Source organism: Staphylococcus argenteus (genome assembly GCF_000236925.1).
Taxonomy (GTDB): Bacteria; Bacillota; Bacilli; order Staphylococcales; family Staphylococcaceae; genus Staphylococcus; species Staphylococcus argenteus.
The window spans coordinates 260,281-272,540 of the sequence record NC_016941.1 but is presented as its reverse complement, the minus strand read 5'-3'; the positions used below and the strand labels follow the sequence as shown (position 1 = coordinate 272,540).

The following is a 12,260-nucleotide window of genomic DNA, read 5'->3' as shown; positions in this document are numbered from 1 at the left end:
AAACATTTCGTTTATTATTTATATCATTAAACCAATTAATTTATAATGTTTTATTGTTTTTTACGGAATCACTTAAAAAGTGTTTGGCAAATTCGCTGCGATGCATGTCCATCTTCTAATGAACAATATTTTTGATAAAAAGCTGTTCTTGCTGCAACATAATCATTTGCCGTTATATCTATATGTTTTAATGTCTCAATAAGTGCTGCTTGATTTTCAACAATTGGACCAGGCAACTCTTTCTTATAATCCATATAAAATCCTCTAAGTTCATCACCATATTTTTCTAAATCATAAGCATAGAAAATTTGTGGACGTTTTAAAACACCATAGTCAAACATAACAGATGAATAGTCCGTAATTAGCGCATCACTAATCAAATACAAATCAGTAATATCTTCATAATCCGAGACATCTTTTACGAAATCATCATGCTCATCTATACGTGTCACAACTAAATAATGCATACGTAATAAAATGACATAATTGTCATCCAGCGCTTGACGTAAAGCTTCGATATCAAAGTTAACATTAAAGTGATATGAACCTTCTCGAATGGCTTCATCATCACGCCAAGTTGGCGCATACATAATTATTTTTTTATCTAAAGGTATATTTAATCGCGTCTTAATACGATTAATATATTCAGTATCATTTTGTTTATGTGTTAATTTATCATTACGTGGATAACCTGTTTCCAATATTTTATCTCTGTTAACACGAAATGCATGTTGAAATATATCCGTTGAATACGGATTAGGTGATACTAAGTAGTCCCAACGTTGACTTTCCTTTTTAAATCCATCTTGGTATGCCGTTGTTGTTGTACCTAGCATTTTAACATTACTAATATCCAAACCAATCTTCTTCAGTGGTGTACCGTGCCAAGTCTGTAAATACGTTGTTTGAGATCCTTTATATAACCAATCTGGTGTGCGTGTATTAATCATCCACGCTTTCGCTCTTGGCATCGTCAAAAACCATTTCATCGAAAACTTTGTAACATAGGGTATATTGTGTTGATTGAATATGCTTTCATATCCTTTTTTGACACCCCAAACTAATTGCGCGTCACTATGTTCAACTAAATATTCATATAGCGCTTTAGGATTATCACTATATTGTTTACCATGAAAGCTTTCAAAATAAATTAGATTTTTATTTGGCAATTTTGATAGTAATTTAAAACTCGTATGTATACAACGTTCAATCATTTTTTTAATTGTAGTTTTAATCATGTCGTACCTCCGACGTGTCTTTGTTAATAATATTAATACGTATATGAAAACCTGTTGCAATCATGCTTATTATAGCATTTCATTATAAGATTCCTTTAACCATTACACTCGTCGCTATAAATTATACGAAATACATGATTAATGTTTCACTTTAACATAACAAAAAATCGTTATCCATTCATAAAGTATATGTCTATACAAAAATGAACTAGATAACGATTTAATTTTTTTACTTTAAATGTTATATCGACAAGTTTTCCTTTAATACATCCGAAAGTATTTGTGACATTTTCGAACGATATTACTTATTGTTGCATTATTACATTCGCCTCAGCCCAACGATTGATATATGCTACTTTCTTTAAGTAAATATCATTTACTTTACTTTCACATGTACTTTATCTTATTTATAACTTGCCATATTTTCATTAGCGTCTGAATAAGTCTTTGACTAAACGTTCACTTGAGCGACCATCTTGATATTTAAAATGTTTATCCAAGAATGGTACAACCTTTTCAGCTTCATAATCTTCATTATTTAAAGCATCCATCAATTCATCAAATGATTGCACAATTTTACCTGGAACAAACGATTCATATGGTTCATAGAAGTCACGCGTCGTAATATAATCTTCTAAATCAAACGCATAGAAAATCATTGGCTTTTTAAATACTGCATATTCGTATATTAAAGATGAATAGTCACTAATTAATAAATCTGTGACAAAGAGTATATCGTTAACTTCTCGATAATCTGAGACATCTACAAAGTATTCACGATGTGCTCGTGAAATATTCAACCTATTTTTAACAAATGGATGCATTTTAAATAATACGATTGCATTATTTTTCTCACAGTATCTTGCTAATCGTTCAAAATCTATTTTGAAAAATGGATAGTGTGCTGTACCATGACCACTACCTCTAAATGTTGGTGCGAAAAGAATAACTTTCTTACCTTTAATAATAGGCAATTCTTCTTCCATTTCTTGCCTAATTTGTTTCGCATACGCTTCATCAAACAATACGTCTGTACGTGGTACACCTGTCGGCACCACATTTTCTTCTTTAATACCGAATGCTTCAGCATAAAATGGAATGTCCGTTTCTGAAGATACATATGCTTTTGTGTAGCTACGATGATTTAATGAATCGATAAATGGCCCACCTTTTTTACCCGTACGACTGAATCCTACCGTTTTAAAAGCACCAACGGCATGCCAAACTTGAATAATTTCTTGTGATGGTCTAAAACGCACGGTATAAATCAACGGATGGAAATCATCAACAAAGATGTAGTCTGCTTTACCAAGTAAATAAGGTAATCTAAATTTGTCTCTCCATTTACGTCTATCTGTAATGTTCGCCTTAAATACGGTCTGTATATCATAATCATAGTCTACTTTTTGGCGTAGCAATTCATCATATACATATTTAAAGTTCCCAGACAAATTCGGTCTAGAATCTGATGTGAATAATATCGTCTTACTTCTTTTAATATGAAGTAATTTTGTAATATTGAAAATAGCTTTGAATAAAAAGCTACGACTTTCAAAAGATGCTTTATGTCCTTGTTTATGAATCCAATGTGCACCTGTCGCTATCATCCCTGATTTTTCTTGTGGAAAAGCAATCTGAATATCAAATACAAATTCATTTACATCACTCGCTATTTCTGGAGTAATTGTGTAAACCGTATGTTGTGATACGCCACCTTTGCGAAATACTTTGGCTTCATTAGCTAATAAATAATTGATTTTCCCATTTTGCGTCGTCAGCTCATCATATTCTTCAATCTGTTCCTCATTTAAAGATGCATAAGCTTGATCAATAATATTTGGATTTAGTTGTCCAATGTAATCTAATTGTTCATGGTAGATAAATAAATATTTATCCATAGGCAAATAGTAGCCATCGTCTAAAATTGCAACATTAAATCTACATTTAAATGCATTTCCATCTATAACTGTTTCATTCGCTTCTAATGTCTTCGTCTCAGTTAAATTTCTTAGTACAAATTGTCCAGCTTTAAAATCTATACCTTCACTATGTCCTTCAATATATAGCTGCACACGTTCCCAGTATATTTTATCAATATGTATTGCTTGTTTTATTTTTGTCATTGTCATTCCCCCATAGGTTTCTTAAATCGTCCATTTCAACACTGTTTTTCCCCAAGATGTCGATAAATCCATTTCAAATGCTTGAACGATATCTTGCATCGTACGTACATCGATTTCATGTCCTTTTAACAGCGCTAATTTTTCAACAATATCTGGATATTTACGATATAAATCAACTACTTGCTCGAAATCTTTAGAACCGCTTCGACTACTACCAATTAGCGTTAATCCTTTTTCAAGCACTAAACGCGTATTTACTTCTACAGGTAATTCACTCACACCTAATAAAGCAATACTGCCTTCTGGTGAAATGTGATCGACGATTTGTTGAAGTGCAACTTGGCTACCTTTGCCCCCAACACATTCAAATGCATGGTCAATCATTAAATCGTGTGGTATTTGATTTACTGTATAAACTTCATCTACAAACGAAAAATGGCTTAATTTGTAGTCCGTCTTACCAAATACATAAATTTTAGCTTCTGGGTATAACTTACGAAGCAAAATAGCTGTAATATAACCTAAGTTGCCATCGCCCCATATACCAAAACTATTTTTCAATGGAATAGATTTACGCTCAAATCGTTGAATGGCATGATAACTTACTGAAACTAATTCTGAGTACGAAATCGTACTTAAATCAATATCATCAGGTAATGGAACCACTCGATCATGCGCCATGACTACATAATCTTGCATAAAACCATCATAACCACTTGATCTAAAATAGCTAGAGGCTAAATAGTTTTCAGCTATGACATTATGTTGTTCTGTAGGTGTATTGGGTACCATAACTACTTTCGTACCTTTTTCAAATGATCCTTTACTATCAAATACGACTTCACCAACTGCTTCATGAATTAATGACATTGGCAATTTTTGGCGCAATACATTTTCATCTCTACGACCTGTGTAATATCTTTGATCTGCTGCACAGATTGACAAGTACAGCGGACGTACAATGACGTGGTTGCCATAGATATCAACATTATTATAAGTGACATCAAATTGTCTCGGTGCGACGAGTTGATATACTTGATTAATCATAGGCAATATCACCTTGAATAATGGCGTTTGCTACTTTCAAATCATAAGGTGTTGTCACTTTAATATTGTATAATTCACCACGTACTAATTTAACTGGATGACCTGATTCAACAATGATTTTACATGCGTCTGAAAGTATTTCTTTTTGAGCATTACTTAAGGCATCATAACTTTCCTGTAACAATTTAATATTAAAAGATTGTGGTGTCTGACCTTGATACATTTCATTGCGCACTGGAATGCTGTGAATATGTTCTTTATCTTTAGACATCACAATTGTGTCGATAGCTTCAATCACTGTATCCACTGCACCATGTTCCACAGCCACTTGAATATTTTCTTTAATAATGCGTTGTGTTAAAAATGGCCTTACAGCATCATGTGTCACAATCACATCGTCATCAGTAATACTATAATTATTACGTATGTGCTCAATGATATTCATGATTGTTTCATTACGATCTGTACCACCCGCAACGACTTTGACGCGTTCATCATTAATATTATGCTTCTTTAAAATATCTTGTGTATGTGAAATCCATTGTGCTGGCGTCGCAATAATTATCTCTTTAAAGTCATTTACTAAAATAAATTTCTCAATTGTATGGATTAAAATCGGTTTGTTATCGATATCCAAAAATTGTTTTGGCAATGGGACATTTCCCATTCTTGAACCAATGCCTCCTGCTAAAATACCTGCATAAATCATGTTGTCCTCCATTCTGTCATTACATCATTTTTCATCAAATGTTACCCACTATCTATTCTTGATTTAATTCAGTACATGATTTATCGAGTGTGAATCAAACGCACTGGGAATAGTTGTCACAATAGTGTGATAATTTTTGATAAAAATAATATTTTTGTAACTGACAATTCTAAGTTGTTATGTCGTGCAGTTAATTATTAACACCGACGATATTACATTGCTTATAAAGCTCATGCGTATTTATTTTTAAAATCATTATTACTGCCTTCATTTTAACATATATTATAATAAATTTATCTTATTATACGGCAATACCCGATTTTCAGTATTTAAAATATGAAAACCGCCATATTCAAAAGCTTCTTTTACATAGAATGAACCGATTCACAAGTATATGTTATACGAGTAAATCGGCTACTTTAAATGAACACTTAATCAAAAAATGAACTTTGAATACCGTATCTGTAATTCTTACAAAATAGATATCCATCAAGTTATTCTTTTCAATATATAGTAAACATCACTTTATCAAACGTTTCTTTTTTATTTACTAACTTATCAAACGTGTCTGGTCCTTTTTCTAAAGGTAAATAATGTGAAATTATTGGCTTAACATTTATATCTTTCGTTGCCATATAACTTAATGTTGCTGTCCATTCTCGTCCTGGAAAATGGCTAGATAAAGCGTTCCACGAACCATATACCGTTAATTCGTTACGTAGAATTTTTTCAAAATACACTCTTTCTATATCAATATCATCATAAGGAATGCCTAATAGTACTACTTCGCCACCTTTTTTTGGCAACGTCAGTATTTGACCAATTGTTACTTTTGCACCCGAAGATTCTATCGCTAAATCGATTTGGTTTGCATAATTATTTTCAATAAATGCCTCAAGATCTACATCTCTCGAATTAATTGTTTGATGTGCACCTAATGATTTCGCAATATCTAATTTATGTGCATCTATATCTATCGCAATGATATGTGTAGCACCAAAAATGCGTGCCCATTGAATTGCTAACAATCCTATGCTGCCACACCCCATCACTGCAACTGTCATCCCTGGTTTTATATTTGTCTTATAAAATCCATGCGCTACAACTGCTGAAGGTTCAATCATTGCCGCTTCAATAAAATCAACATTTTCAGGTACCTTTATAATATTTTGTGCAGGTAATTTCACATACTCAGCAAATGACCCGGGTTCATAAGATCCAATGACATATAGCTGTTCACATCGTGAAAATTCACCTTTCAAACAATAATCACATTCATAACATGGTATTGCTGGACACCCTGTTACTTTATCACCAACTTTTACATGTGTAACATTACTACCAATTGCTTCAACAACACCTGAAAATTCATGACCAAATGGCATACCTTTAATATACGGTCCCATCTTTTTATAACGTGATGTGTCTGAACCACATATACCAGTTGCTCTGACTTTAACAACGACATCATTCGATTTCTCAATATCTGGCTTGGCACAATCCTCATATCTTAAATCTTCCACACCATATAATTTCAAAGCTTTCACTTGTAAATCACCTCAAATTTGATTTAATTCACAACTTTTTTCTTTTTAATAATTCCTGTTGCAAAATAACCTGCAATGACGATGGAATTACTTACAAGCAAATGTTCCATATAGAAATCAGTAATTTGTCTCAATGGTCCAAGCATAAATGTTAACATTGTTTCAACCATATTAATTCACTCCTTATTTGTTATCGAAATCGAGTGGCTTTAGTAGTGCTTTAATACCTTCACCTGATTTTAAATGATGATAAGCGTCATCCCACTGTGAAATGTCATATACATTTGTCACTAATGCTTCAGTGTCAACTAACCCATCTGCCATCAGTTGTAATGAAGGTTCCCAATCAGCAGGCTTTTGACTTCTGCTACCGACAACTGTTAATTCTTTTTGGATTACTTTTTCCATATCGAATGGGATTTCAGCATCTTTAAAAATACCAATCTGGCTATATGATCCTTTTTTGCGCAAAATATCTAAACCTTGACGTGCTGCTGGTACTGCACCTGAACATTCAACAACTACATCTGCACCATAACCATCTGTCAAGTTATCGATATATGTCTTTAAATCTGTTTGTTGTAAATTAACAACATAATCCATTTGTAATTGTTCAGCTTTATCTAACCTTACCTTGTCGTTATCTAGACCCGTTACCACTACAACTGCACCTTTACTTTTCAATACTTGTGCTACAAGTAATCCGATTGGGCCAGGTCCCATTACCACTGCAACATCACCCGAATTTACTTGTATCTTTGAAACGCCATGATGGGCACATGCTAAAGGTTCGGTCATAGCCGCAGATTGGTACGATACTGCATCCGGTATATGATGCAAACTTTCTTCACGTGCAATCACATAGTTTGTAAATGCACCATCAACTTGTGTCCCAATACCTTTTCGATGATTACATAAGTTATAATCTTTTGATTTACAATAGTCACATTCATTACAAACGTAAAACGTTGTCTCAGATGTCACACGGTCACCAACTTTAAAATCTTTAACATCTTCGCCAACTTCAATAATTTCACCAGAAAATTCATGTCCTAATGTTACTGGAAAATTAACTTTATAATGTCCTTCAAACGTATGAATATCTGTACCGCAAATTCCTGCATAATGTACTTTAATCTTCACTTTATCATCTAGCGGTGTTGCCACTTCTTTATCAAGAAGTTCTAAGTTGCCATGTCCTTCTTTTGTTTTTACTAAAGCTTTCACCACAAACACCTCGATTTTTAATTAAATAAGCTAAACAGTTTAAAAATAAGATAGTTAACAATGTTACCGCCTTGGTCTATACTTGAAATTTCAGATGAACCTTTAGGCATTTGTACATTGGTACCTTTCGCCATATCTGTGAAAATAGGTGCAACGTCTGTCGCAATATATAATGAGATAGCGATCATAATCGTACCTACGATAACAGAATGGATAATATTACCTCTTGCTGCACCAACGATAAATGCTACAACAAATGGAATCGTTGCTAAGTCACCAAATGGTAGTACTTGATTACCTGGTAAAACGACTGCTAGTAATACTGTAATTGGTACTAAAATTAAAGCTGTTGAAATAACTGCTGGATGACCTAAAGCTACTGCTGCATCCAAGCCAATATAAATTTCACGTTCACCAAAGCGTTTATTTAACCACGTTCTTGCGGATTCTGACACAGGCATTAAACCTTCCATTAAGATTTTCACCATTCTAGGCATTAACACCATAACTGCTGCCATTGACATACCTAAATTAATAACATCTCCAGGTTTATAACCTGCTAACAAACCAATTCCCAATCCTAAAATCAAACCAACGAAAATTGATTCTCCAAATGCACCAAAACGCTTTTGAATCGTTTCTGGATCTGCATCTAATTTATTCAAACCAGGTACTTTTTGTAATAATTTAACTAAGTAGATACCTGGTGCATAAGAGATTGTACTTCCTGTAGCAATTGATACACCTGGTAAATCAAAGAATTCACTCATCATTGGTGCAGTCCAATCTGCTACTTTTAAGCAGATAACTTGGAAAATAACTGCTGCTAATAACGCTTGCCAAATACTGCCTGATACGGCATATACCATTGCTGCTGTAAACGTGTAATGCCAAAAATTCCAAATATCAACATTCATCGTTTTAGTCATTTTAGTTACTAGCAATACAACGTTGACTATAATACCGAGTGGAATGATAAATGCTGCTACTGATGATGCCCATGCAATAGATGATGTTGCCGGCCAACCTACATCAATTACATTCAGACTGACACCTAAATTTTTAACCATTGCTTGTGCAGCCGGCCCCAAGTTTTTCACTAATAAATCGATGACTAAGAAAATCCCTACAAAAGCCACACCTATAGTTAAACCAGACCTGAATGCTGCCCCAATTTTTTGTCTAAAAAATAGTCCAAGTAAGAATATGACAACCGGTAAAATAACAGTTGCACCTAAATCTAAAAATCCCCTTACAAAATCAGTGAAGTAACTCATATTTAAACCCTCCCTGTTATATCTGCATACTTACGCTACATTTGAATTGTGTTGGTTATTTATATGCAAATTGCATATAAATAAATGTCATTGACCATAATCACAAATCAATTCGTGCTATTTTTGTAACTCTGTTAAGATTTGTTGTTTTGTTTCTTCAATGCCGATACCAGTTAAAAAATTACGTGCATTAATGACTGGGAATTTATATTCTTTCTTCGTCATAGCTGTTGTAACTAATAAATCCGCTGTATCTTCATAAGGTCCTACTTCCGTAATCTTGATTTGTTTAATATCTACTTTAATATTGTGTTCCTTTGCCATTTCCTCAATTGCGTTATTTACTACCGTTGATGTTGCAATACCTGCACCACATGCTACTAATACTTGTTTCATTTTCAATTCCTCCAGTTTAATTTTAGTTATATTCTAAATATCCATTGATAATTGTTGCTAAAGCTGCTCGGTCTTTCGTTCTTAGAATCTGTTCTAGTTTTTCTTCACTTTGAAAAATTTGCATCAACTGTTGTAATAGCTTAAGTTGATCATCTACTTTATCCATAGCTAACATGAAGACAATTTTCACATCCGTCTGTTGATCAAGTGTCCCCATTTCAACAAACGGCACTTCTTTTTCTAAAATAGCTACACCTATCGTCCGATTATTAATGTGTTCGACATCTGTGTGTGGTATGGCTACAGAACAAAGATGTGTCGGTAATCCCGTCGCAAATTCTTTCTCTCTTTCAATGACTGCATCTTTAAACGTTGATTTAACAAACCCGTTTTGACACAACACATCTGACATTTGTGATAATACTGATTCTTTATCAGTTGCCGACAAATTGAGTATTATATTTTCTTCATGGATTAATCTGTGTCCCATCCATTTCCCCTCGTTTCCTTATTTGAAAATGTATTTAAAATCTGATTCACATCATAATTTTTACGACTTCGTATAATTTGATTAATTGCATCTTGATTTTGTGCTAAATCTCTTAATTGCAGTAATGCTCTTAAATGCGTTACTTTATCAACAGCAGCAATCGGTACAATGATATGAATCGCTGTGCCATCTGACATGTATAATGGTTCTTGTAATACGAGCATGCTCATCGCGGTTTTATGAACATGATGTTCAGAATAAGCGTGTGGGATAGCGATATTTTGCATGATGACCATATAGGAATCATCGAATGCTTGTTGCATCTCATGAATATACTGCTCATCAATAAGATGATTTCTGACCAAAATGTCACTCGCTTTTGTAATTGCTTCATCGATATTGTAAACTCGGTGAGCTCGCACTATATGTCTTGCTGGTATTAAATCTACTAAATCTAACGTCTTACTTTGGGTAACAATAGAACCATTAATTGTTGAAATAGAATTGTAATTCGCAACAAAATCTTCTAAACCATCACGTAGTTCTGTAATGTCATTAACTGTCGTAGTTCGTTCAATCAACGCCATTAGCTTATTAATTTCTTTCTCAATATCTTCCGATTCCTTATTAATGTATTTCATCACTTCTTTGCGTAACTTTCGTTGCTCATTTTCAGATAATGCTACTTTTGTGATAAACAATTTTTTATGCGTTAATATGAACATTGGTGAAAAGACGATGTCGTAATCCAGAGCATAATTTTCAAATGTTCTAAGTGAAATCGCATCTAAAAAAATGATTTCAGGAAATAAGTTTCTCAACTCGTATAACATCATTTGAGATACTGATGTACCTTGAGTACATACAATAATTGCCTTAATCTTTCCATCAAAATTTTCATCTTGGCGTCTCAAGCTACCTCCGAACAACATTGTTAAATACGCAATTTCATTGTCAGGCAAAGATTTTCCGAAATATTCAGTTAATGATTGACATGATTGTTTCACCATATGAAACAACGTTTTATAATTTCCTTGCAAAGGATCTATCAATTCATCACGATCCGTTAAGTTATATTTAATCCGATAAAAAGCAGGTGTTAAATGTAACAAGAGTTGCTGTGATAATTTCTCCTTATCTTCGATATTAATAAACGTTATTTGCTCGAAATGGTGAATCATTTGAGCGATGGCCGTCGTTAAATTTGATATATTATCTGATTCCTGCAAATCGGTCCATTGAACACTTGTTGAAAGTAAGTGTAATGTCAAATATAGCTTTTCCGCTTCTGGCAAATCTGGTTCATGTTGCGTCATGATTTCCGTTGCTTGATATTCTTTCGTATCCCTCAAATACTGATAATTAATATTTAATGGATTAATCACATGACCACTTTGAATTCGTCTACGAATCACACAAAGGACGTAAGGTAATGAACTAAGTGATTTGTCTATAAAGCGACTCTTCAAAAACTGTTCTACCTGTTTGATTTTGTCTTTTTGATATGCGATATCTTCGAATGTTAAGTTGAGTGCCTTTAAAACTTCACTTTTAGTAATATCATGATTCAACCTTTGATCAATCAATTTAATGAAGAAGCGACGAACTTCAAATTCATCACCAACAATTTCATAACCATGTTTTCGAGAATACTTAAGTGACAAACCATGATTTTCCAATTGCTCTTTCACATGATTTATATCGTGAATGACAGTATTTTTACTGACTTGTAAATCAATTGAAAAATGGTTTAGAGACATTGCGTTTTCCTTACTAAAAAGCATGAGCATTAAATAATAACGACGTGTTTCTATGCTAAATATGACATTGTTACCGTTTAACATTTGCTGCTCTGATACATCTCGCTTGAATAACGTCATGATTTCAGAACTTACAATAATATTTCCTTGACTTGTTCTCTCGAGTTTTGGATACCCCTCTTGTTCAAGCCACAAATTGATTTTTTGAATGCGATAACCTAGTTGTCTACGGGACAAGCCAAATATCGATTCAAGTTCTTTACCATGAATAGCAGGATTCAATACAATTTCTCTGAGTATTTGCTGATTATCCCCGTTCATGTCCGATCCTCCTTTGAGCATCTGTGCTCAATTTATCATCAATCATCACATCGATGTACACACATTGAACACATATTTTCAAAATGAGCATGTACATCATTGTGATGTTTCAATAACATTCCAAT

Annotated in this window: 11 protein-coding genes; all 11 read right to left on the bottom strand. The window is 33.5% G+C overall.

Annotation, left to right across the window (positions count from 1 at the left end):
- Window positions 1-68: 68 nt before the first annotated feature.
- The 11 genes from tarF to SAMSHR1132_RS01095 all read right to left on the bottom strand — a co-directional run bounded on the left by tarF (window position 69) and on the right by SAMSHR1132_RS01095 (window position 12,135).
- Window positions 69-1,238 (bottom strand): teichoic acid glycerol-phosphate transferase TarF, encoded by a 1,170-nt coding sequence (tarF, locus tag SAMSHR1132_RS01145; RefSeq protein WP_000598271.1) that lies wholly within the window; start codon window positions 1,236-1,238, stop codon window positions 69-71.
- Window positions 1,239-1,666: 428 nt separating this feature from the next.
- On the bottom strand, window positions 1,667-3,361 hold the full coding sequence (gene tarK / locus SAMSHR1132_RS01140; protein ID WP_000161454.1) for a teichoic acid ribitol-phosphate polymerase TarK: 1,695 nt from the start codon (window positions 3,359-3,361) through the stop codon (window positions 1,667-1,669).
- A gap of 21 nt (window positions 3,362-3,382) precedes the next feature.
- Window positions 3,383-4,408 carry an alcohol dehydrogenase catalytic domain-containing protein gene (locus tag SAMSHR1132_RS01135; RefSeq protein ID WP_000610194.1) on the bottom strand — a complete coding sequence of 342 codons (1,026 nt, stop codon included), beginning with the start codon at window positions 4,406-4,408 and terminating at the stop codon, window positions 3,383-3,385.
- On the bottom strand, window positions 4,401-5,117 hold the full coding sequence (locus SAMSHR1132_RS01130; RefSeq protein WP_000638461.1) for a D-ribitol-5-phosphate cytidylyltransferase: 717 nt from the start codon (window positions 5,115-5,117) through the stop codon (window positions 4,401-4,403). The genes SAMSHR1132_RS01135 and SAMSHR1132_RS01130 overlap by 8 nt, the downstream gene beginning before the upstream one ends.
- Window positions 5,118-5,620: 503 nt before the next feature.
- Window positions 5,621-6,664: a galactitol-1-phosphate 5-dehydrogenase gene (locus SAMSHR1132_RS01125; RefSeq protein ID WP_000645591.1), complete on the bottom strand. Its 1,044-nt coding sequence runs from the start codon at window positions 6,662-6,664 to the stop codon at window positions 5,621-5,623.
- A 23-nt stretch (window positions 6,665-6,687) separates the two neighbouring features.
- Window positions 6,688-6,834, bottom strand: coding sequence for a hypothetical protein (locus SAMSHR1132_RS01120; RefSeq protein WP_000230468.1), 147 nt, complete (start codon window positions 6,832-6,834; stop codon window positions 6,688-6,690).
- 13 nt (window positions 6,835-6,847) lie between these two features.
- Window positions 6,848-7,891 (bottom strand): zinc-binding dehydrogenase, encoded by a 1,044-nt coding sequence (locus SAMSHR1132_RS01115; RefSeq protein ID WP_000646189.1) that lies wholly within the window; start codon window positions 7,889-7,891, stop codon window positions 6,848-6,850.
- 17 nt (window positions 7,892-7,908) lie between these two features.
- Window positions 7,909-9,168 (bottom strand): PTS galactitol transporter subunit IIC, encoded by a 1,260-nt coding sequence (locus tag SAMSHR1132_RS01110; RefSeq protein ID WP_000120103.1) that lies wholly within the window; start codon window positions 9,166-9,168, stop codon window positions 7,909-7,911.
- Between the two features lie 117 nt (window positions 9,169-9,285).
- On the bottom strand, window positions 9,286-9,564 hold the full coding sequence (locus tag SAMSHR1132_RS01105; RefSeq protein ID WP_000815795.1) for a PTS sugar transporter subunit IIB: 279 nt from the start codon (window positions 9,562-9,564) through the stop codon (window positions 9,286-9,288).
- A 22-nt stretch (window positions 9,565-9,586) separates the two neighbouring features.
- Window positions 9,587-10,054 carry a PTS sugar transporter subunit IIA gene (locus SAMSHR1132_RS01100; RefSeq protein ID WP_000509972.1) on the bottom strand — a complete coding sequence of 156 codons (468 nt, stop codon included), beginning with the start codon at window positions 10,052-10,054 and terminating at the stop codon, window positions 9,587-9,589.
- Window positions 10,039-12,135, bottom strand: coding sequence for a BglG family transcription antiterminator (locus SAMSHR1132_RS01095; protein ID WP_001012719.1), 2,097 nt, complete (start codon window positions 12,133-12,135; stop codon window positions 10,039-10,041). The genes SAMSHR1132_RS01100 and SAMSHR1132_RS01095 overlap by 16 nt, the downstream gene beginning before the upstream one ends.
- Window positions 12,136-12,260 lie beyond the last annotated feature (125 nt).

What these genes read in the sequence shown, in the direction of transcription:
- SAMSHR1132_RS01110 (WP_000120103.1), bottom strand. Translation starts at nt 9,168, where the DNA reads ATGAGTTACTTCACTGATTTTGTAAGGGGATTTTTAGATTTAGGTGCA.
- SAMSHR1132_RS01120 (WP_000230468.1), bottom strand. Translation starts at nt 6,834, where the DNA reads ATGGTTGAAACAATGTTAACATTTATGCTTGGACCATTGAGACAAATT.
- tarK (WP_000161454.1), bottom strand. Translation starts at nt 3,361, where the DNA reads ATGACAAAAATAAAACAAGCAATACATATTGATAAAATATACTGGGAA.
- SAMSHR1132_RS01095 (WP_001012719.1), bottom strand. Translation starts at nt 12,135, where the DNA reads ATGAACGGGGATAATCAGCAAATACTCAGAGAAATTGTATTGAATCCT.
- SAMSHR1132_RS01130 (WP_000638461.1), bottom strand. Translation starts at nt 5,117, where the DNA reads ATGATTTATGCAGGTATTTTAGCAGGAGGCATTGGTTCAAGAATGGGA.
- SAMSHR1132_RS01135 (WP_000610194.1), bottom strand. Translation starts at nt 4,408, where the DNA reads ATGATTAATCAAGTATATCAACTCGTCGCACCGAGACAATTTGATGTC.
- SAMSHR1132_RS01100 (WP_000509972.1), bottom strand. Translation starts at nt 10,054, where the DNA reads ATGGGACACAGATTAATCCATGAAGAAAATATAATACTCAATTTGTCG.
- SAMSHR1132_RS01105 (WP_000815795.1), bottom strand. Translation starts at nt 9,564, where the DNA reads ATGAAACAAGTATTAGTAGCATGTGGTGCAGGTATTGCAACATCAACG.
- tarF (WP_000598271.1), bottom strand. Translation starts at nt 1,238, where the DNA reads ATGATTAAAACTACAATTAAAAAAATGATTGAACGTTGTATACATACG.